The organism is Pseudomonas sp. 22515, from assembly GCF_052044625.1.
In the GTDB taxonomy this organism is placed as follows: Bacteria; Pseudomonadota; Gammaproteobacteria; order Pseudomonadales; family Pseudomonadaceae; genus Aquipseudomonas; species Aquipseudomonas alloputida.
The window spans coordinates 1-22,832 of the sequence record NZ_JBQENN010000043.1 but is presented as its reverse complement, the minus strand read 5'-3'; the positions used below and the strand labels follow the sequence as shown (position 1 = coordinate 22,832).

Genomic DNA, 22,832 nt, shown 5'->3' with positions numbered 1-22,832 from the left:
GGTGAAGTGCTGCAGGTGACGGCCACCGACGCGGCAGGCAACGCCTCCACCGCCAGTAACCTTACCGCGCCGGACATCGATGGCGGCGACACAACGCCACCGCAGACCCCGACCAACCTGGTGATCAGTGCTGCCGGCAGCCAACTCAGCGGTCGTGGCGAAGCCGGTACCAGCGTTCAGGTGCGCGATGACGCAGGCACCGTGGTTGCCACGGGCACAGTCAATCCCGATGGTACCTTCGCCATCACCTTGAACCCGGCCATCACCGATGGCAGTACCCTGCAAGTGACCCTGACCGACACTGCCGGCAATGTCTCGCAACCCGGTTCGGTCGCCGCGCCAGACCTGCTGGCCCCAGCGCAGCCAACCGAGCTGGCCTTGGTTGATGGCGTGACCTTTACCGGCCGCGGCGAGCCCGGTGCCACCGTACAGGTGCGCAATGCCACCGGCAGCCTGATCGGCACTGGCTTGGTCAACGAAGACGGCACCTTCAGCGTCACGCTGTTCCCCGCCCAGGCCAATGGTGAGGCCCTGGACATTCGCGTGGTAGACGCCGCCGGCAACAGTTCAACGCCGCTGGCGTTCACTGCACCGGACGTCACGCCGCCAGCTGCCGTCAGCAACGTCGTGGTGGGCGCCGATGGCCTGGTGCTCAGTGGCCGTGGCGAGGCCGGCGCTACCGTACAGGTACGTGATGCCAACGGCTCTGTCATAGGCACCGCCACAGTCGGCGCCAACGGAACCTTCTTTGTCGACCTCACCCCAGCCGCGCAACCGGGCGAGCAATTGAGCCTGGTGCAGACCGATGCGAGCGGCAACGCCTCTGAAGCCCTGCAATATGAAGTCCCGGCAACCACGACCCCAGCCAGCCCAAGCGACCTGGTGGTGGCTGCGAACGGCGCCAGCATCACTGGTACAGCCCCGACGGGCAGCCGTGTGGAAGTACACGATGCCAACGGCACACTGGTCGGCAGTGTGGTGGTAGGTGCCGGTGGCACCTTCACCGTCATCCTCAACCCGGCCCAGGCCAACGGCGAACTGCTGGACGTGGTGGCCATCGATGGCACCGGCGCTTCGTCCCTGCCGGTGCAAATCGCTGCGCCAGACATCACCCCGCCGGTCACCCCGAGCGAGCTAGCGATCAGTGCCAACGGCAGCGAGGTCACCGGCCGCGCCGAAGTGGGCAGCACCGTGCGTGTGCTGGCCGCCGATGGCACCACCGTGCTGGGTAGTGTGGTGGTCGACGCCACTGGCAGTTTCAGCATCACCCTCGACCCGCCGCAGGTGAGTGGTGAGGAACTCCAAGTCACTGCCACCGACGCCGCCGGCAACACCTCCACGGCCGGCGACATCACCGCGCCGGACATCGACGGTGGCGACACCACACCACCGGATGCCGCAACCAACTTGGTAGTCGGCCTGGCCGGCGCCCAGCTCAATGGCCGCGGCGAAGCCGGGGCCAGCGTGCAGGTGCGCGATGCCCAAGGCAATGTACTGGCCAACGGCTCGGTCAACCCGGACGGCACCTTCCAGATCACCCTTGACCCACCGGTGAAAGATGGCAGCAACCTGCAAGTGGTGCTGACCGATGCCAGCGGCAATGCTTCTGCCCCGGCGTCGGTGGTTACCCCGGACTTGCAGGCCCCGGCTCAACCGACCGGTGTAGCCTTGGCCGACGGCGTGACCCTGAGCGGCAACGGCGAGCCAGGCGCGACCGTGCAGGTACGCGATGCCTTGGGCAACTTGCTCGGCACTGGCCTGGTCACTGAAACCGGCAGTTTCAGCATCAGCCTGTCGCCGGCCCAGGCCAATGGCGAAATCCTCGACATCCGTCTGATCGATGCCGCCGGCAATGTCTCTTCCCCCTTGCAGTTCGAGGCCCCGGACATCACCGTGCCTGCCGCAGTCAGCAACATTGTCGTCGGCGCCGACGGCCTGACCTTGGGCGGTCGCGGCGAAGCCGGTGCTACCGTCGAGGTGCGCGATGCCAATGGCACGCTGATCGGTACCGGCACAGTGACCGCGAACGGTACTTTCCTGATCGACCTCGATCCGGCTGCACTGCCGGGTGAACGCCTGAGCCTGGTACAGACCGACCCGAGCGGCAACGCCTCTGAAGCGCTGACCTACGACGTGCCACTGGTGGTCACCCCGACCAGCCCGAGCGAACTGGTCGTCGCCGCCGATGGCAGCAGCATCAGCGGTTCTGCTCCTGCTGGTAGCCGCGTGGAAGTGCATGATGCCAACGGCACGCTGGTCGGTAGCATCGTGGTGGGTGCCGAGGGCACCTTCACCGTGGTGCTTACACCGGCCCAGGCCAATGGCGAATTACTGGACGTGGTGGCGATCGACGACAACGGCACCTCGTCGTTGCCGGTGCAGGTCGCCGCACCAGACATCACCGCGCCTGTGGCGCCAAGCGATCTGGCAATCAGTGGCGACGGTACCGTTGTCAGCGGCCGCGCCGAAGCAGGCAGCACCGTCCGTGTGCTGGCCGCCGATGGCACCACTGTACTGGGCAGTGTCGTGGTGGGGGCCAGCGGTGCCTTCAGCATCGGCCTCACCCCGCCACAAGTGGCAGGCGAGCAGTTGCAGGTGACGGCCACCGATGTCGCAGGCAACGCCTCCACGGCCGGCAGCGTCACCGCACCGATCGTGGACAACGGCGGCGACACCACACCGCCGGAGCCCGCTACCGAGCTGGCCATCAGTAACGATGGCCGCACAGTCTCCGGGCGCGGCGAAGCGGGCGCCACCGTGGAGGTGCGCAACGATCAGGGGCAGGTGCTGGTGAGCGGCACCGTTCAGCCCGATGGCAGCTTCAACGTGCAACTGCCAACCCCGGTAGTGGATGGCTCGTCCCTGCAAGTGACCCTGACCGATGCCGCCGGCAACGTCTCTACACCTAGCCCGCTGACGGCGCCCGACCAGGTAGCACCGCTGCAACCAACCGACCTGGTGCTGAGTAATGGTGACAGCCTGGTCGGTACTGCAGAAGTGGGCGCACGGATTGAGGTCAAAGATGCCTCGGGCAACCTGATCGGTAGCGCCATTGCCGAGCCGGATGGCAGCTTCAGCCTGACCCTCGACCCGCCACAGGCCAATGGCGAAACCTTGTCCATCACCGTGACCGATGCGGCAGGCAATACCTCGGTGCCGCTGAGTTACGTGGCCCCGGACATTACCGCACCGGCGATCGTCACTGACGTGCTGGCAGGCGATGGCAGCCTGGCCGTGTCTGGCCGTGGTGAGCCTGGTGCCACAGTCGAAGTGCGTGATGCCCAAGGCGCAGTCATCGGTACTGGCACCGTGGCGCCAAATGGCACCTTCGTGATTGACCTGGAGGCACCGCTGGCCGCAGGTGAGAACCTCGTGCTGGTGCAGACCGATGCCGCTGGCAATACCTCGGCAGGGGTCAGCGTGACCGTTGCCGATACACCGCTGCCCGAAAGCCCGAGCGGCGTGGTGGTGGCCGGTGACGGCTCCAGTGTTTCCGGTACCGCACCGGCAGATACGCAGGTGCAAGTGCGTGACGCGCAGGGCAATGTCCTGGGCAGCACCCAGGCCGGCCCGGATGGCAGCTTCACCATCGGCCTGACCCCCGCACAGGCCAACGGGGAAGCACTGGATGTCGTCGCGGTTGACGAAGCTGGCAACAGTTCGTTGCCGACCCAGATCACCGCGCCCGATATCACCCCGCCCAATGAAGCCAGTGAACTGCAACTGAGTGCCGATGGCGGCCTGCTCACCGGTCGCGGCGAACCGGGCACCACCGTGCAGGTCATCAGCGCCGACGGCACTGTGCTGGGCAACGCCCAGGTCGGTGCCGACGGTGTGATCAGCGTGGTCCTGGACCCAGCGCAGACCGACGGCCAGGAACTGGACGTGGTCCTGCGCGACCCCGCTGGCAACACCTCGACCGCCACCATCGTCGCGCCCGATACCGACGGCCCGCTGCAACCCTCCGGGCTGGCTATCGATACCGCTGGCATTCACCTTACCGGCCAGGGTCAAAGCGGCTCAATCGTCACCGTGCGTGACGCCGACGGCAATGTGCTGGGCACTGCCACCGTGGGCGGCGACGGCCGTTTCGACGTCACCCTCAACGCGCCACAACGCAATGGCGAAAGCCTGACCGTCGAAGCGACCGACAACCTGGGCAACAGCGCAGGGCCCGTGGACTTCACGGCACCCGACTCTACCCCGCCGCAAGTGGTCACCAACCCGGTCATCGACGGCACCGGTACCACGATCACCGGCAACGGCGAACCGGGCGCCACCGTAACCGTGCGCGGGCCGGATGGCAGCGTGCTGGGCAGCACGGTGGTCGGCGCTGGCGGCGCTTTCGAAATCACCCTCGACACGCCACAAGCCAACGGCCAGGCACTGACCGTGGAGCAACGCGACGCGGCCGGCAACCTGTCGGCGGCAGTCGACGTGTCGGCACCGGATACCCAGGCACCCGATAGCCCCACCGGTCTGGTCCTGGCTGGCGACGGCAGCAGCCTGAGCGGCAGCGGCGAGCCGGGTGCGCAGGTGACCGTGACCGGCACTGGCGGCACAGTACTGGGCACCGCAACGGTCCAGCCCGATGGCTCCTTCCAGGTGGCCATCGACCCGCCACAGCTCAATGGCCAGACGCTGTCTGTCACTCAGGCGGACAACAGCGGCAACGGCTCGCCCGCTGGCACCGTGACCGCACCTGACTTCGAGGCACCGCTGCCGGCGCAAGGGCTGGGCCTTGATCCTACCGGCACACTGCTCAGCGGGCAGGGCGAGGCAGGCAGCACGGTAGAGGTACGTGATGCCGCAGGCAACCTGCTAGGCACCATCCCGGTGAATGCAGACGGTACGTTCGAAGTGGCACTCTCCCCGGCCCAGACCAACGGTGAAGTGCTGTCGGTGGTGCTGATCGATGGCGGCGGCAATGCCTCGCCGTCGGCCACTTTCACCGCTGACGACAGTACCGCGCCAGCTGCGCCTGCCGGCCTCACGATCACCCCGGGCGGCAGTGCCATCCAGGGTACCGGTGAAGCTGGCGCCACGGTGGAAGTGAAGCTTGCCGACGGCACGTTGGTAGGCACCGTCGTCGTGCCCGCAGGCGGCAGCTTCACGGTCCCACTATCGCCCGCCCAGTTGGACGGCCAGGCCCTGGATGTGACGCTGACCGATGCGGCCGGCAACATTTCGCAGCCCAGCCAGATCCTTGCGCCTGACATCACGCCACCGGCACTGCCCACCGACGTTGCAGTCAGCAGCGATGGCACGGCTGTGACCGGTAACGCACCTGGCGCCAGTTCGGTGACCGTGAGCGATGGGGCCGGCAATGTGATCACTGTTGCGGTCAACCCGGATGGCAGTTTCAGCGTGCCGCTGGATACACCACAGAACAACGGCCAGACCGTAACCGTGGTAGTGACCGACGCAGCCGGCAACGACTCGGCGCCGGTCGCTGTCACCGCGCCGGACACGACCAACCCAGAACCGGCGACCGGGCTTACCGTAAGCCCGGATGGCAGCACGGTCGGCGGCACAGCCGAGCCTGGCAGCACAGTGGAAGTCCGCAACCCGGATGACACCGTGCGCGGCACTGTAACTACAGGGCCGGACGGCACCTTCGTGATCCCGGTCGCCCCACCGCTGGCATCAGGTGAAACCGTCGATGTGGTGGTGATCGACCCTGCCGGTAACGAATCGCCTGAAATACCACTGGCTGGCCCGACCGGTACCGAAGTGGCCACGCCTTCAGCCCTTGCCATCAGCGCCGACGGTTTCCTGCTGACCGGCCAGGGTACGGTCGGCTCGCTGATTACCGTAACCTCCGGGGGCACCACGCTGGGCAGCGCCACGGTCGGCAGCGACGGTACCTTCCGTGTGTTCCTCCAGAACGCCCAGCTCAACGCCCAGATCTTGCAGGTCAGTGCCAAGGCTACCGTCGATGGCCAGCCTTCGGTGCCGGCCATTATCGTGGCCAATGACACCACGGCACCGGACGCGCCGACGCAGGTAAACCTCAACGCCACCGGCAGTACGCTGACCGGCCAAGGCGAGGTGGGTGCAACTGTGCGCGTGACAGACCTACAAGGCACCTTGCTGGGGACTGCAACCGTCGCGAGCAATGGCCTGTTCAGCGTCAGCTTCTCGCCGGCCGTGGCCAATGGGCAGAACCTGATCGTCACCCAGGCTGATGCTGCAGGTAACGTTTCGCTCGCGGCCACCCTGCAAGCGCCTGACCTGCAGGCACCGCTGGCGGCCAGTAACCTCAGCCTCAACAGCGCAGCCACCGTGCTCAGCGGCCAGGGCGAAGCCGGTGCCAGCGTCACCGTGCGCGACGCCAGCGGCGCCATCCTGGCCACCGGCACCGTCAACCAGAGCGGCCAGTTCCAGATCACCCTGCCCAGCGCGCAGGTGACCGGTAGCCCGCTACAGGTCACCCTCAGTGATGCCGCGGGCAATGTGTCCGGCCCGGCCAGCCTGGCCACGCCAGACCACACGCCGCCAGCGGCCATCAGTAACCCGGTGCTGAGCCAGGACGGCCGGCAGCTTTCCGGCAGCGGTGAAGCGGGCGCCACGGTACAGGTACGCAACGCCGCCGGTGCCTTGCTCGGCTCCGCCACGGTGGGCGCTGACGGTCGCTTCACGGTGACATTCGACACGCCGCAAACCAACGGCCAGGTCATCGGCGTGACGCAAGTGGATGCCGCCAGCAACACCTCGCCGGCAATCAATGTGACAACCCCGGACCTGACCCCACCCGCGCCGCTGACCAACGTGGTGCTGAACAACAACGGCCTGACCCTGACCGGCCTGGGCGAAGCCGGTGCCACGGTCACCGTTCACGGCCAGGACGGGACCATCATCGGCACCGGCCTGGTGGCGGCCAATGGCAGCTTTACCCTCACCCTGAACAGCGCCCAGCTCAACGCCCAGCACCTGAGCGTTACGCAGACCGACGCGGGCAACAACACCTCCACCGCCGTGGCGGTCACCGCGCCGGACTTCACCCCGCCTACGGCACCGACAGCACTCGCGCTGTCCGGTACCGGGCTGCAACTGACCGGTAACGCCGAAGCCGGCAGCACCGTGACCGTGCGCGATGCCAGCGGCAACGTGCTGGGCACAGCGGTAGCCGGCAGCAACGGCACCTTCCAGGTCACCTTGAACAGTGCCCAGACCAATGGCCAGATGCTGCAGGTGACCGCCACCGACGCAGCCGGCAACGTGTCGCCGGCCGCACCTTACACTGCAGCCGACACCACGCCGCCGGCCGCCGTGACCAACCTGGCTGTCTCCGCCAATGGCGCCACCCTGACAGGCGATGGCGAAGCAGGCGCAACCGTGACCGTACGGGCGCCGGACGGTACCGTGCTGGGCAACGCTACAGTGGCCGCCGACGGTCACTTCAGCGTATCCCTGTCGCCGGCAGCGATCACAGGTGAAAGCCTGAGCGTGGTTCAGGCCGATGCCGCACAGAACGTCTCCCCTGCACAGAGCGTGACGGCGCCGGGTGCGCTGGCACCGGCCACACCGGACAACCTGATACTGGCCGCCGACGGCCTGTCAGTGACCGGCACCGCCGAGGCGGGTAGCACAATCAAAGTGTACGGCACCAACGGCGTATTGCTGGGCAGCAGCCCGGTCGCCAACGACGGCACGTTCACTGTCAATCTCGGCAGTGCGCAGGCCAATGGCGAAGTGCTGCAGGTCAGCGCAACGGGCCCCGATGGCAGCGTATCGCTACCCGCTACCCTGCAGGCACCCGACACCACGGCACCGCAACCACTGACCAACCTGGCGTTGTCCAGCGACGGCCTGGTACTCAGTGGCCGCGGTGAAGCAGGTGCCACCGTTACCGTGATTGGCGAAGGCGGTATCGACCTGGGCACTGCCGTGGTCGATGCCAATGGCAACTTCAATGTCAACCTGAACAGCGCGCAGATTAACGGCGAACAGCTCAGCGCCAGCCAGTCCGATGTGGCCGGCAACGAGTCCAACAGCGTCAGCCTGACAGCCCCTGACCGCGTCGCGCCGGATGCTGCCGGCAACCTGGCCTTCGCCGGGGGTGGCAGCTTGTTGAACGGTACCGGCGAAGCGGGTGCCGCCGTGCGTGTGCTCGCCGCCGATGGTTCGGTGCTGGGCAGCGCCACGGTGCGCGCCGACGGGACTTTCCAGGTCAACCTCGCATCGCCCCAGGCCAACGGCCAACAGGTGCAGGTGGTACTGACCGATGCGGCCGGCAACCAGTCTGCCGCCAGCGCCATCACCGCACCCGATACCACACCGCCATCGGCACCCGGCGAACTGGCCGTTTCCGGTGATGGTGTCACCCTCACCGGGCGTGGCGAAGTGGGCGCGCGGGTGACCGTGACCAACCCGGCAGGCGAGGAAATCGGCAGCGCCACCGTCGATGCCAGTGGCCACTTCACCATCACGCTGAGCCCGGCACTGGGCAACGCCGAGCTGCTCAGCTTCACCCAGGCCGATGCGGCCGGCAACGTGTCGGCAGTGGCAACCCTGCAAACCCCCGACTTCACCCCGCCCGACCCACTCACCCAAGTGGTGATCAACGCCGACGGCAGTGTGGTCAGCGGCCTGGGCGAGGCCGGCGCCACGGTAATCGTCAGTAACGCGGCCGGTACCGTACTGGGCACGGGTATCGTACTGGCTGATGGCAGCTTCAGCGTCGAACTGTCACCCGCACAAATCAACAACCAGACACTGTCGGTACTGCAGGCCGATCCACCCGGCAACGTCAGCCTGCCGGTCAACGTGCAAGCGCCGGACCTCACGCCGCCAGCGGCAGCAACCGAGCTGCGGCTCAATGCGGCAGGTGACGAGTTGGGCGGTGTCGGCGAAGTGGGCGCCACCGTGCGCGTGTACGTCGGTATCACGCAGGTGGGTACCGGCACAGTGGGCGTCGACGGGACCTTCATCGTCGAGCTGGATGCAGCGCAGCTCGATGGCCAGGTGCTGCAGGTCACCCTGACTGATGCAGCCGGCAACATCTCGCCAATCAGTTCGGTCACGGCGGTGGACACCACACCACCGGCCACCGTGGTCGCCACCATCAACGACAGCGGTACCCAGGTGATCGGTACTGCCGAAGCCGGCACCCGCGTCACGGTGGTCAACAACAACGGCGACCTGCTGGGCCAGGTAACGGTGGAGCCGGACGGCACCTTCGTCCTTGACTTGAACCGCCCGCAAATCAACGGCGAAACGCTGACCATCATCGCCCAGGACGCCACTGGCAACCCGTCGGTACCGCTGGCAGTGACTGCGCCAGACCTGACGCCACCGGTGCAGCCGACCGACCTGCTGCTCAACGCAGCCGGGACGTCGATGACGGGTACGGCCGAAGCCGGCAGCACCATCACGGTGCGCGGCCCGGACAACAACATCGTGGGCACGGTGGAAGTGGGTGAGAACGGCCAGTTCACTGTGCCGATCAGCCCGGCACAGAACAACGGCCAGTTGCTGACGGTGGTGTCCACCGATGATGCCGGCAACGCTTCGGTGGCTGTCCCTTACCAGACCAACGACACCTCGCCACCCGACCTGGTGACCAACCTGGCGATCAACAACACCTTCAACGTGCTGACTGGCAAGGGCGAAGCCAATGCCACGGTCACCGTCAGCCTCGACGGAGACGTGATCGGTACGGGCGTGGTGGATGCCGCTGGCAACTTCCAGATAACGCTGGTGCCAGCGGCGGGCTCGCTCGCCACCCTGGAAGTGACACAGTCCGACGGCATCAATACGTCTGCGGTCGCGACCTACCTCACACCCTTGATCGCACCACCCGTGCCGCCCACCGACGTGACCTTGGGCAGCGACGGCCTGACCCTGACAGGTAGTGCACCCAGCGGTGTGGGCATTCGCGTGTACGACGCTGCAGGCAACCTGATCGGTACAGGGGTCGCAAGCCTGAACGGCTCCTTCACCCTGACGCTGGACGCAGCCCAGCTCAATGGCGAACACATTTCGGTGACAGCGGTGGCGCTGATAGGCGGCGAATCGCAGCCGACCTTCCTGCAAGCGGCCGACATCACGCCACCGACCAACCCGGTGGTCACCAGCCTGTCTGTCAATGGCCTGGTGCTGACCGGCACGGGTGAAGCCGGTGCCACGGTGACAGTGCGTGATGCCGGCAACAACGTGCTCGGTACGGCGGTGGTGAATGGCGGTGGCGTGTTCACCGTCAACCTGAACGCCGCGCAGCTCAACGGCCAGGTACTGGGCGTGAGCCAAGCTGACACTGCAGGCAATGTGTCCGGCAGCACAAGCTACACCGCCGCAGACCTGCAGCCACCTGCAGCCCCCACCAACGTCGCCATCAACGGCACCGGTACCGTGCTTACCGGTAGCGGTGAGGCGGGCGCTACCATTACCGTCCAAGGCCCGAACGGCCAGGTGGGTACCGGTGTGGTACAAGCCAACGGCACCTTCAGCATTACCTTGACCTCGCCACAGAACGACGGGCAACTGCTGGTGGTACGCCAGGCCGATGCTGCCGGCAACCTGTCCGCCAGCACCAGCCTGAATGCGCCGGACACCACCCCGCCAGCCGCCCCGCTGGCCACCATCAACGCCAACGGCACCTCGGTCAGTGGTGCTGGCCAGGTCGGCAGCACGGTCACCGTGCGCAACAGCGCCGGTACCGTACTGGGTACCGCAACGGTGGGCAGCAACGGCCTGTTCGTGGTCAGCCTGACTGCGGCGCAGATCGACAACCAGGCGCTCAGCGTCACCCTCACCGACAGCGCCGGTAATGTGTCCCCAGGCACTGCGCTGACCGCACCGGACCTGACCCCGCCTGCGGCTGCTGGCAACCTGCTGTTCAGTGCCGACGGCGGTACCCTCACCGGTACTGGCGAAGTGGGTGCCACCGTCACCGTACGCAGCGCCGGCGGTACCGTGCTGCAGACCGCGACGGTGCAGGCGGACGGCACCTTCACCGTGACCCTGAGCCCGCCTCAGGACAACGGCCAGATCCTTTCGGTGACCCTCAGCGACCCGCGCGGCAACGTGTCGGGCAACGTCAACGTCACTGCACCGGATGTGGATGCCAACGCGCCGGTCATCGCCAGCGACAACCTGGCCACGGCCACAGTCAACCTGGCAGCGGTCAGCGCCACGAAGACCTACACCGACAGCTTCACCACGCTACTGTCGGGGTTCTCCAAGACCTACACCTGGACGGTGGCAGCAGGCACCACGGCCGACCCTACCCTCACACTGACCACCAACAGCGTGCTGGCATTGCTCAATAACACCAGCTTCACCCTGCAGGTGAAAGACGCCAGCGGCACCTGGGTGACCATCGCCACCGGTAACACTCAGGGCCTGCTCGACCTGATCGTGTTGCCAATCGGCTTGCAGGTGGACATCGGTGTGCTGCAAGCCGGTGATTACCGACTGACCGTGGGCAGTGGCGGCATCGGCCTGATCACCGAAGTGAGCACCACGCTGGACATCGTCTCCACCAGCCTGACCCAATTCACCGGCACCGGCATTGCCACCTCTGGCAACGTCATTACCGACGTGGGTACCGATGGCGCAGTGGATGCTCGTGGCCCGGACAGCGCCGCCGTGCTGCAAGTGCTCAAAGACGGCAGCTACGTCTCGGCCGGGACCGCCACGACGGTTCAAGGCCAGTACGGCACCCTGGTCATCCGTGCGGACGGCAGCTACACCTACACGCCGAACGGCAGCCCGAACAGTGTCGGCAAGGTGGACGTGTTCAGCTACCAACTGGTGCACCCTAACGGCCTGTCCGATGCCGCCAACCTGTACGTGCGCATCGACAGCCCGCAAGCCACGGAGGTCTGGAGCGACACCAACTACGGTGCACCGGCCACGGTGGTCGACGCAGTCAACGACGTAGGTACCAGCCAGGTCACCCTGGACAACCGCGTGGACACCAGCAGCAGTACGCTGGGCTCGCTGAACCTGCCAGTGATCGGTACCCGCCAGGCCACCTACACCACCACGGTTGCCGCCAATACCACGGCCGACCTGCAGGTGGTGGTCAACTCCACCAACCTGTTGAGCCTGCTCAACGGCACCACCATCGAGCTGCTCAAGCTCAACCCGGCCACCGGCCAGTACGTGCTGGTGCAGTCGGTGCCAGGTGGTTCGCTGGTCAGCATCCTGGGCGGCGGCGCCGGGTATACCTTCGAGAACCAGGGCGCCGGTACCTACCACGTACGTGTCACCGCCGGCGGCATTGGCTTGCTCAGCTCCATCACCACCAGCCTGAACACCACCACAACGTACCTGACCGAGTTCGTGGTCAGTGGCGCGACAGCCGCCACCGGCAACCTGCTGGCTGACGACAACGTCGGTTCGGCCCTGACCGTGCTGAGCGTGCTGACAGCGGCCAACACCTACACCATCCCGGGCTACAACGGGGTAAGCGTGGCCGGCACCTACGGCACGCTGCTGGTGCATGCCGACGGCAGCTACACCTACACCCTCAACGCAGGGCTCACCTCGGCGGTGGTAGGCCAGCACGACACCTTCACCTACGAGCTAAGCCACCCGAACGGCACGACCGACACCGCAACCCTCACCATCAACGTGGACAACGCCGCCGGCCTCACCGCCACCACATCGCTGCTGGCCGATACTGGCGACGAATCCGCGGCACTCGCCAGCCAAGCAGCAGCCTCCGATGTGATCGCCGGCACCGACGGCAACGACCACCTCGATGGCAGCCAGGGTGGCCACATTACCCTGCAGGGTGGTGCGGGTGACGACACGCTGGTGGTGGTCGACCAGAACTTCGCCAGCGTCGACGGTGGCTCGGGAACCGACACCCTGCTGTGGGGCGGCGGTGATGCCAGCATCGACCTGGGCAACCTGGCCGGGCGCGTACACGACATCGAAATCCTCGACCTCAACGACACCAGTTCGGTGGCGCTCACCCTCAACCTGGCAGATGTGGTGGCCATCACCGAAACCGCTACCGACACACTGATCATCAAGGGGGACGACAAAGACTCGGTTCACATGACGGACAACTGGACGCTGGTCGGGAACCAAACTGCCGACGGCATCGACTATAACCAGTACACGGCCCAGGAGGATCCAAGCCATCACCTGTGGGTACAGAACGGTATCCATGTGGTTTGAGGCCGCTGTAAACCCGTCGGGTGAATACCCGGCGGCATGGACGACCAGCAGTAAGGGAACTATGTGAAGCGAAGCAGTCCGCTGTCACCGCTGTTGCTGGGAGCCTTCGGGCTCCTGGCCCTGAACTTCCACCCGGTTGCCCAGGCAGCCGATGATATAGACCCCCACCTGCGCCAGATCGGGCCGTCGCTGCTACGCGATGCGCCCGAAGCGGTGCCCGCCCGGCCCCCCATCGGCATGGCCCCGGTCGCCAGTGGCGAACGGCTGAGCCTTACCGACGCGGTGCTGCAGGCAGCGCAATGGCACCCGAGCATCGCAGAGGCCATCGGCAACCTTTACAAGCAGGGCGAAGGCATCAACGTCGCCCGTGCGGGGTATTACCCACAGATTTCCGGCGGTATCCGCACCGGTTATGACACCGGCTATGGCGGCGACCGCAATAGCCAGGCCCTGAACCTGTCGCTCAAGCAAATGCTCTATGACTTCGGCAAGGTCGACAGCGCCGTCAACGCGGCCCAGGCGGCCGCCGCCCGGGCCCAGGCCAATATCCTGCTGGTGGTCGACGACCTGGCCCGCGACACAGCCTATGCCTGGATCGAAACCCGCCGCTACGAGCAACTGATGACGATTGCCCGCGACCAGATTCGCGGCGTGGGCGACATTGCCGGCATGGCGCGCCAGCGCAGCGACATGGGCGCCAGTACCCGTTCCGACGTGGTGCAGGCCGAGTCCCGCGTGGAAAGCGCCCGTGCCACCCTGGAAGAGTACCAGTCGCAGTACGAGCGCTGGCGCTCGACCCTGGCGGCGCTGATGGGCCGCGTTACCCCACCGGCACTGGCCGAAGGCTCACCCGCCGAGCTGGACCAGGCATGCAAGCGCCCTGCACAGGGTGATGACCGCCTGCCTGCCGTGCTGATGGCCCTGGCCCAGCGCGCACAGGGCCAGGCCGAGCTGGCCCAGGCCAAGGCGGAGGCCTACCCTACCCTGTCGTTGCAACCGCAGGTCAATCATTACCTGGACGACGACTACAACCGCGATAACGCACGGCTGGACCGCACCCAGGCGGGCATCTACCTGAACGTCGAAGTTCCCATCTACCAAGGGGGCTCCATCAGCGCCCGCACCCGCGCTGCCGGCCACGCGCTGACCGCTGCCGATTCCGCCGAAGACGCCGCACGCCTGCAGGCGCGTCGGGGCCTGGCCGAGGCCAAGGCGCAAACCTCCGGGCTGGGCCGCAGGCTGACCTCACTGGAGGCCCGCCAGGTCAGCATTCAGGAGGCACGCATGCTCTACGGGCGTCAGTACCTGGACCTAGGCACACGGCCACTGCTCGATCTGCTCAACGCCGAGCAGGAGATCTACCAGTCACGCTTCGAACTTGCCGGCACCCGCTCCGATCTGCTGCGCCTGGATGTCGACTGCCTGTACAACACCGGCGCCCTGCGCACGGCCTTTGGCCTTGAGGGGCGCAACCTGCAAGGTGTGGAGATCCAGCCATGAGTGATTCGATCGATGTGACCCTGCCCAACCAGGCGCCCGCGCCGGAGCAGGCCGCCGCCCACCGGCCAGACCTGGGCCCCTGGCTTGAGGTGATGTTGCAGGTGGCACACCACTACCGCCTGGACGTATCACCCCAGCGTATTCGCCTGGCCGCTGCGGAGGATGCCCGCCCGTTGAATGAAATCCTCCGCCACATGGCACGTCAGGCGGGGCTGGCATTGCGCTTCGTGCACTTCGATGCCAAGGGCCTGCGGCAATGGCGCACGCCGCTGGTGCTGGAGCTGGACGATGGGCAGCTGGCGGTGGTCGAGTCGGTGACCGAAGAGGACGACCTGGCAGTGGTGTTCGCCGGTGACCAGGGCCTGACTTCGCGTCTGCCCCGCGACACCCTGAAAGGCCGTATCAACCGCGTGGCCCTGCTGCGCCCGGCCCGGCCACTGCGCGATGTGCGCACCGACGACTACACCGCGCCTTACGACCGCCACTGGTTCGCCCGCATCGTACTGCGTGACCTGCGTCCTTATGGGCAGGTGATGGTCGCGTCACTGGTGGCCAACGTGCTGGCGCTGGCCGGCGTGCTGTTCTCGATGCAGGTGTACGACCGAGTGATACCGGCTGAATCCCTGCCCACCCTCTACGTCCTGTTTGGCGGTGTGGTGTTGGCACTGGTGTTCGACTTCAGCATGCGCCTGCTGCGGCTAAAGGTGACCGATCTGCTCGGCAAGCGCGCCGACCTGCGGGTGAGCGACCTGGTCTACGGCCATGCCCTGCGCCTGCGCAACTCGGTGCGGCCGAAGTCCACCGGCTCGTTCATCTCGCAGTTGCGCGAGCTGGAGTCGATCCGCGACCTGATCACGTCCAGCACCGCCACGGTGCTGGCCGACCTGCCGTTCTTCCTGCTGTTCCTGTTCGTGTTCTGGCTGATCGGCGGCGTACTGGTGTTCATCCCGCTGGTCGCGCTGCTGGCCATGGTGTTACCCGGGTTGCTTGCACAACGGCGCCTGGCACGGTTGGCCAATGCCTCGATGCGTGAGTCGGCACTGCGCAACGCCATGCTGGTGGAAAGTATCCAAGGCCTGGACGAGATCAAGGCACTGCAGGCAGAGGCACGCTTCGAACGGCAGTGGAACCAGTACAACGCAGCCTGCGCGCACACCAACCTGCGCCTGCGCACCCTCACCAACGGCCTGGTGACCTGGACGCAGAACGTGCAGGGTGCCGTGTTTGCCGTGGTCATCGTGATCGGCGCACCCATGGTCATCGCCGGCGACCTCACCACGGGTAGCCTGGTGGCGGCATCCATGCTTTCGTCGCGGATGATGGCACCGCTCGCCCAGCTGACCCATGTGCTGACCCGCTGGCAGCAGGCCAAGGTAGCGCTGCAAGGCCTGGACAAGCTGATGCAGTCGCCAGTCGACCACCCCGAAGGCGAAGCCCGCGTGCACCTGCCAGCCATTCACGGCGAGTACCGCCTGCGCCAGGCCAACTTCCGCTACAGCGAAGACTACCCGCCAGTGCTGAACATTGGCCGGCTGGACATCCAGCCGGGCGAGCGCATTGCCGTGCTGGGCCGCAACGGCGCCGGCAAATCAACCTTGCTGCAGGCGCTGGGTGGGGCCATGGACCTGGTACAGGGCGAGATCAGCCTGGACGGCATCGCCATGGCCCACCTCGACCCTGCTGACCTGCGCCGTGACGTCGGTCTGCTGCCGCAGTACGCGAGGCTGTTCCACGGCACCCTGCGGGAAAACCTCACCCTCGGCGCCGGCCAGGCCAGCGACCAGGAACTGGTGGCCGCGCTGGCCGCCACTGGCGCACTGGACTTCGTCCGCCGCCTGCCCAAGGGCATGGACCACTTGATCCTCGAAGGAGGCCTGGGCTTGTCTGGCGGCCAGCGCCAAGCCCTGGTGCTGTCGCGCCTGCTGGTACGCCAGCCGCAGGTGCTGCTGCTGGACGAGCCGACCGCGTCGCTGGACGACATGACCGAGCGCAAGCTGCTGGATAACCTGGAGCGCTTCTGTCAGGGCCGTACACTGGTGATCGCAACCCACCGACTGAGTGTTCTGCAGCGGGTCGACCGCATCCTGGTGCTGGACGCCGGGCGCATCGTCATCGATGACGCGCGCGATGCCGCCCTGGCCAAACTGCAAGGAGCCCAGGCATGAGCAACCATGAACTCCCGGCCTCCTACCTGGACGGGCAGGACGACCAGGCGGTATTCCGCGCCGGCCGCATCATCACCCTCTGCGCGCTGATGCTGGCGGCGTTCCTGGCCTGGGCCGCCTGGTTCGAGGTGACCGAGGTATCCACCGGCACAGGCAAGGTCATTCCAAGTTCGCGAGAGCAGGTCATCCAGTCGTTCGAGGGCGGTATCGTCGCGCAGATGAGCGTGGCCGAAGGCGACCTGGTCGAGCGCGGCCAGGTGCTGGCCCAGCTCGACCCGACCAAGACGGCCTCCAGTGTGGGTGAAAGCGAGGCCAAGTACCGGGCTGCCAAAGCCAGTCAGGCTCGCCTGCAGGCAGAGGTGACCGGCAAGCCCCTGACCTTCCCGGAAAGCCTGCGCGACTCTCCTGACCTGATCGATGCCGAAACCGCGTTGTACCAGACCCGCCGCCGCGGCCTGGAACAGACCCTGGCGGGTATTCAGGACTCGTTGCAGCTGGTGCGCAGCGAGCTGAAAATCACCGAGAACCTGGCAAAGATGGGTGCCTCCAGCCGGGTTGAAGTGATCCGCCTGAACCGCCAGCGTTCCGAGCTGGAACTCAAAGCCAACGAGGCGCGCTCAGACTATCTGGTGCGCGCCCGGGAAGAACTGGCCAAGGCCAGCGCCGAAGCGGACGCCCTGTCGGAAGTGATCCGTGGGCGCAGCGACTCGCTCACCCGCCTGACCCTGCGCTCGCCGGTGCGCGGCATCGTGAAGGACATCGAGGTCAACACCCTGGGTGGCGTGGTGCAGCCCGGTGGCCAGGTGATGAAGATCGTGCCGATGGACGAACGCCTGCTGATCGAAACCCGCATCGCGCCACGGGACATCGCCTTCATTCACCCCGACCAGGCGGCCAAGGTCAAGATCAGTGCCTATGACTATTCGGTCTATGGTGGGCTGGACGGCAAGGTGGTGGGCATCTCGCCGGATACCCTGCAGGACGAGGTCAAACCGGAAATCTACTACTACCGCGTGTTCATCCGCACCGAACAGGACAGCTTGCAAAACAAGGCCGGCAAGCGTTTTGCGATCGTGCCAGGGATGATTGCCACGGTGGATATCCGAACGGGCGAGAAAACCATCCTCGATTACCTGATCAAGCCGCTGAACCGGGCCAAGGAGGCCCTGCGTGAACGCTGATCCAGGCGTTTAAACACCTCCCCCTGTGGGCGTGGACATGCCCGCGAACACCGGCGAAAGCCGGTGCCATGTACCGCGTCGCACGCTTCGCGGGCATGCCCGCTCCCACAAGTCCACCCTAGCACTCTTGGGTAGTGGGCATCTCGCCGGACACCCTGGCCAGAAACCATCCTGGGTTACCTGTTCAAGCCGCTGAACCGAGCATTTACACACATCCCTGNAACACCGGCGAAGCCGGTGCCATGTACCGCGTGGCATGCCCGCTTCCACAAGGGTCCCTAGCCCTCCTGGGTTCTGTGCAAAATGCCTAAAGCCCAACCCAAACAGGCCGATAACCGGTTATCCCCTGCTCCTCACCGAAGGTCACCATGGCCACGCAAAATGCCCGCGCGGATTCGCTATCCCTGCTGCTGTTCACCCTGCGCAGCGGCAAGCTGATGGCAATCAACCTGCTCAAGGTCAGCGAGATCATCCCCTGCCCGCCGCTGACCAAGCTGCCCGAGTCACACCCCCACGTAAAAGGTGTGGCAACCCTGCGGGGCCACTCGCTGTCGGTCATCGACTTGTCTCGCGCCATTGGCGAACAGCCACTGGTCGACCCGCAGGGTGGCTGCCTGATCGTTACAGAGATCAGCCGCTCGCGCCAAGGCCTGCATGTACAGGCAGTCAGCCGCATCGTGCATTGCCTGAGCACCGACATCAAACCGCCGCCCTACGCCTCGGGCACCCGCTCGTTCATCACCGGTGTGACGCGCGTGGACAACACTCTGGTGCAGGTGCTGGACATCGAAAAAGTCATACACGCCATCGCCCCGCCCGTCGCCGAACCAGCGCACGGCACCTTGAACGAAGAAGACGCCAGCCTGCTGGCCGCCGCCAACATCCTGGTGGTGGACGACAGCCAGGTGGCCCTGCAGCAGTCAGTGCACACCCTGCGCAACCTCGGTATCGAATGCCACACCGCGCGCAGCGCCAAAGACGCCATCAACGTGCTGCTGGAGCTGCAAGGCACCGCGCAGGAGATCAACATCATCGTCTCCGACATCGAAATGAGCGAAATGGACGGCTACGCCTTCACCCGCACGCTGCGTGAAACCCCCGACTTCCAGCACCTGTACGTGCTGCTGCACACCTCGCTGGACAGTGCCATGAGCAGTGAAAAGGCGACCCAGGCCGGGGCCAATGCCATCCTTACCAAGTTCTCCTCGCCAGAGCTGACCGATTGTCTGGTGGTGGCTGCGCGTACCGTGGTGTTCGCCGAGCACTGATATATTCAGCGACAAACTCCCCGGCTTGCCGCCGGGGGTGACTCGGGCATAATTCGCGCCCCTCGCAAGAAAATTGCCGGAATCGCGTATGAAGCTTCTCTGCTCTACCTTGATCAGCTGCGCCCTCTTCAGCGGTATTGCCCAGGCCTCCAGTAGCCAGGCCTGGAACGAGCAGCGCCAGCAGATGCTCAAGGCTTGCCTGACCGCCAGCCAGTTCAAGGACGCCCATGCCCGCGGCAAGCCCGCCGAGTTTGATGACCAGGTCGGCATGAGTGCCCTGCTGATCGAAGGCGTCTACCCACAGAAGCACATGCAGCAGCGCACCGGCACCGAATTGTGCCTGTACGACCGCCAGCACCAGCGTGCTTTCGTCAGTGAATGGAGCCCGGAAGCCAAGTGACCGACCGCTTACGTTTCGGCTGTACCGGCTGCGGCAAATGCTGCACCGGCCACCATGTGCCACTGACGCTGGCCGAAGCGCGTCGCTGGGCGGACGATGCCGGCCAGGTGGTGGTACTGATCGAGGCCTTCGTCGTGGACGGCCCCGGCATGCCGCTGGAGCAGCGTGACCATGTGCTGCGACGCTCCCATCCAGTGCATTGCGGCAAGGGCGAGGCACGCGTCTCGGTGACCTTTGCTGCATTCAACCCCGGACGCTGCCGTAACCTCGACGCCAACGACCTCTGCACCATCTATGAGCAGCGCCCGCTGGTGTGTCGCATCTATCCGGTAGAAATCAACCCGCATATCCCGCTGCGGCCAGACAGCAAAGACTGCCCGCCTGAGGCCTGGCAACAGGGGCCGGAGCTGATTCATGGCGCGCAACTGGTCGATGTGGAACTGCAGGCACTGGTACAGGCTTCGCGCCAGGCCGACCGCGATGACATTGCCGCCAAGGTGGCGGTGTGCCAGGCATTGGGCATGACGACCAGTGCGCTCAAGGGGAATGGGTTTACCGCCTACTTGCCGGATATGGGGGCCTTTGCTGCGGCACTGGCGCAGGTACAGGGGAATGAAGCGGCACAGTGGACCTTGCATGTGCAGGATGAAGCGCTGACGGCAAGCTTGCAGGCACTGGGTTTGCGCACAACCCATCAAACCCCGGTTTATTACGCCTTTATCGGTTTCTAGCCTGACCATTTTGCCCAAGGCGGCACCCTGTGCAGGTGCTCTAGCACGGGACTTTCGCCGAAAGTCCTATTGATTCTTGCAAGGATCGTTACCTTTTGCGCAACAGTGCTTATCGCACTTCGCTCTGTTTCGAGTGCACTGAAAGGACTAACTTTACCCCTGTCCTCATTAGCACTTGCACCGCAAGAAGGTAGTTTCAAATGTCCAACAGTATGGGTATTGCCAGCGTCTTCGTCCTGTCTTCCCTGTTGTTGTCGCCCCTGGCCATGGCCGAAGAATCCCCGGCTTTCGTTACCCGTAATGCAGCGTTCGCGGCGGTCCATCAAGAGGCCCGTGAGGCTGTTGCCGCAAACAAGGCAGATACCGCAAAAGACGCGAAACAGACAGCTTCCAAAGTGACCGTCGATGCCAATGCCGACAGCTGATCAAACGCTGTCGCTGTTCCTTCTTTCCCTTGGCTACGCCATGGGCACCTCCGGTGCCGATATGTTAGCCTTTTAAAGCCGCTGCCGATCAGCGGCTTTTTTTATGGTGCGCCAGGCATGGCGCGTTGCGCGATAGCGCAACCAGCTTGGCTGTGGTGGCCTCGCTGGTGACTTGGGGGTGAAAGTCCTCTACACACCCGGCAAGGGGAAGTGTTAGCCAGAGGCAAGGGTGTCGTGGGCGACTACGAATCTGAAGGAAGCCCGAGGCAAAATGCTGGCCTGACGAACAGGAAGCGGATCAGGCGGCGCAGCGGGGCAAGACGGCCATAATCGTCAAAGCCCAATACTTGCACGGAACGCTGCGACGTAAATCCGACAGGCATAAGCAGGAAGGTCACGCGAATTACCCTGGGAGATCTGTACGCTTGCCTTGGTGCTACCGAGCGTCGAGAGGCGACGGGATGAGCGTGCAGAAGTCAGCCGAGGCCGTAGTAAGTGGCGGTTAACCGCGTCACCAAGGGCCGAACAGGTTATGCCGCCAGTAGGCGTCACTGTCTCGTTGGTAGCCGCAATGCAGAAATTTCCTAAAACGGAATCTGTCACTCCGAATCCCGGCCAGAAGCCGAGGATGATGCCTGACAGCGCAAAGGTATCGACGGCGTCATCGGCGTGGACGAACGCAGAGCCGGACACGCTGATGGAGCGGGTGCTCGCACCGGCCAACCTCAGACGTGCGTATAAGCGCGTAGTCAGCAATAAGGGAGCGCCGGGTGCCGATGGCATGACGGTCGCCGACCTTGCAGGCTATGTGAATCAGTATTGGCCAATCCTCAAAGGCAGATTGCTGGCCGGTGAATACCATCCCCAAGCCGTACGTGCGGTTGAAATTCTCAAGCCGCAGGGCGGCACGCGGCAACTGGGAATTCCCAGCGTCGTGGATCGCCTGATCCAGCAGGCATTGCTGCAACAACTCACGCCATTCTTCGATCCTTTGTTCTCGGATTTTAGCTACGGCTTCCGTCCGGGCAGGAGCGCGCATCAAGCTGTCGAGATGGCCCGTGCCCATGTGGCATCGGGGCACCGGTGGTGCGTGGAAGTCGATCTGGAGAAGTTTTTTGATCGGGTCAACCACGACATCCTCATGGCCTGTATCGAGCGCCGGGTCAAAGATAAGTGCGTACTTAGGCTTATCCGTCGCTACCTTGAAGCGGGAGTCATGTCAGGCGGTGTCGTCAGTCCACGGCAGGAAGGGACGCCGCAAGGCGGCCCGCTCTCGCCGCTGCTGTCGAATATCCTGCTCGATGAATTTGACCGCGAACTGGAGCGGCGGGGCCATCGCTTCGTGCGCTATGCCGATGACGCGAACATTTATGTGCGCAGTCCTCGGGCTGGCGAACGGGTACTGGCTAGTGTCGAGCGCTTCCTGAGTCAACGTTTGAAACTGACGGTGAATCAGAAGAAGAGTCGAGTCGCGAGAGCCTGGAAGTGTGATTACTTGGGTTATGGGATGAGCTGGCATCAGCAGCCAAGGTTGCGGGTGGCAACGGTGAGCCTGAGTCGCCTGCGCGACCGGCTCGCAGAGCTGCTATGCGGCGCGCGGGGCCGCAAGATGGCAAACACCATCGAGCGGATAAACCCCGTACTACGAGGTTGGGCGGGTTACTTCAAGCTCAGCCAGAGCAAGCGGCCACTTGAGGAGCTGGATGGCTGGATCAGGCACAAACTCCGCTGTGCCATTTGGCGCCAATGGAAACAGCCCTCTACGAGGGCGCGCAACCTGATGCGTCTGGGCTTAAGCGAGGAGCGTGCCTGTAAATCGGCCTATAACGGCCGAGGCCCATGGTGGAACTCGGGGGCGCCACATATGAATCAGGCGCTGCCGAAGAAACTATGGGATCGACTCGGACTGGTCTCGATACTGGATACGATCAACCGGCTTAGCCGCATAGCTTGAACCGCCGTGTACGGAACCGTACGCACGGTGGTGTGAGAGGACGGCGGGTGTGAACCCGCCTCCTACTCAAT

General features: G+C 65.0%; 9 protein-coding genes. All 9 read left to right on the top strand.

The window, feature by feature from the left end:
- On the top strand, positions 1 to 13,137 hold a 13,137-nt coding region (locus tag ACTJJN_RS25810), incomplete at its 5' end, for a BapA/Bap/LapF family large adhesin (RefSeq protein ID WP_440781735.1).
- A 63-nt stretch (positions 13,138 to 13,200) separates the two neighbouring features.
- A complete protein-coding gene (locus ACTJJN_RS25805; RefSeq protein WP_010952041.1) occupies positions 13,201 to 14,637 on the top strand; it encodes a TolC family outer membrane protein in 1,437 nt (478 codons plus the stop codon).
- Positions 14,634 to 16,802 (top strand): type I secretion system permease/ATPase, encoded by a 2,169-nt coding sequence (locus tag ACTJJN_RS25800; RefSeq protein WP_003247299.1) that lies wholly within the window; start codon positions 14,634 to 14,636, stop codon positions 16,800 to 16,802. The genes ACTJJN_RS25805 and ACTJJN_RS25800 overlap by 4 nt, the downstream gene beginning before the upstream one ends.
- Positions 16,799 to 17,983 (top strand): HlyD family type I secretion periplasmic adaptor subunit, encoded by a 1,185-nt coding sequence (locus ACTJJN_RS25795; protein WP_014755366.1) that lies wholly within the window; start codon positions 16,799 to 16,801, stop codon positions 17,981 to 17,983. The genes ACTJJN_RS25800 and ACTJJN_RS25795 overlap by 4 nt, the downstream gene beginning before the upstream one ends.
- A gap of 368 nt (positions 17,984 to 18,351) precedes the next feature.
- Positions 18,352 to 19,251: a chemotaxis protein gene (locus ACTJJN_RS25790; RefSeq protein WP_003247301.1), complete on the top strand. Its 900-nt coding sequence runs from the start codon at positions 18,352 to 18,354 to the stop codon at positions 19,249 to 19,251.
- 88 nt (positions 19,252 to 19,339) lie between these two features.
- The gene (locus tag ACTJJN_RS25785; RefSeq protein ID WP_121782873.1) at positions 19,340 to 19,651 is read left to right on the top strand and encodes a hypothetical protein; all 312 of its coding nucleotides are present in this window, start codon (positions 19,340 to 19,342) and stop codon (positions 19,649 to 19,651) included.
- Positions 19,648 to 20,382: a YkgJ family cysteine cluster protein gene (locus ACTJJN_RS25780; protein WP_440781734.1), complete on the top strand. Its 735-nt coding sequence runs from the start codon at positions 19,648 to 19,650 to the stop codon at positions 20,380 to 20,382. Before ACTJJN_RS25785 ends, ACTJJN_RS25780 begins: the two co-directional genes overlap by 4 nt.
- 200 nt (positions 20,383 to 20,582) lie before the next feature.
- A complete protein-coding gene (locus ACTJJN_RS25775; protein WP_012051219.1) occupies positions 20,583 to 20,807 on the top strand; it encodes a hypothetical protein in 225 nt (74 codons plus the stop codon).
- 532 nt (positions 20,808 to 21,339) lie between these two features.
- Positions 21,340 to 22,761 carry a group II intron reverse transcriptase/maturase gene (gene ltrA / locus ACTJJN_RS25770; RefSeq protein ID WP_221101214.1) on the top strand — a complete coding sequence of 474 codons (1,422 nt, stop codon included), beginning with the start codon at positions 21,340 to 21,342 and terminating at the stop codon, positions 22,759 to 22,761.
- Positions 22,762 to 22,832 lie beyond the last annotated feature (71 nt).

Bases quoted from the DNA above. Each gene is read 5' to 3' on its own strand.
- ACTJJN_RS25800 (WP_003247299.1), top strand. From the start codon at position 14,634: ATGAGTGATTCGATCGATGTGACCCTGCCCAACCAGGCGCCCGCGCCG.
- ACTJJN_RS25795 (WP_014755366.1), top strand. From the start codon at position 16,799: ATGAGCAACCATGAACTCCCGGCCTCCTACCTGGACGGGCAGGACGAC.
- ACTJJN_RS25790 (WP_003247301.1), top strand. From the start codon at position 18,352: ATGGCCACGCAAAATGCCCGCGCGGATTCGCTATCCCTGCTGCTGTTC.
- ACTJJN_RS25785 (WP_121782873.1), top strand. From the start codon at position 19,340: ATGAAGCTTCTCTGCTCTACCTTGATCAGCTGCGCCCTCTTCAGCGGT.
- ltrA (WP_221101214.1), top strand. From the start codon at position 21,340: ATGCCGCCAGTAGGCGTCACTGTCTCGTTGGTAGCCGCAATGCAGAAA.
- ACTJJN_RS25775 (WP_012051219.1), top strand. From the start codon at position 20,583: ATGTCCAACAGTATGGGTATTGCCAGCGTCTTCGTCCTGTCTTCCCTG.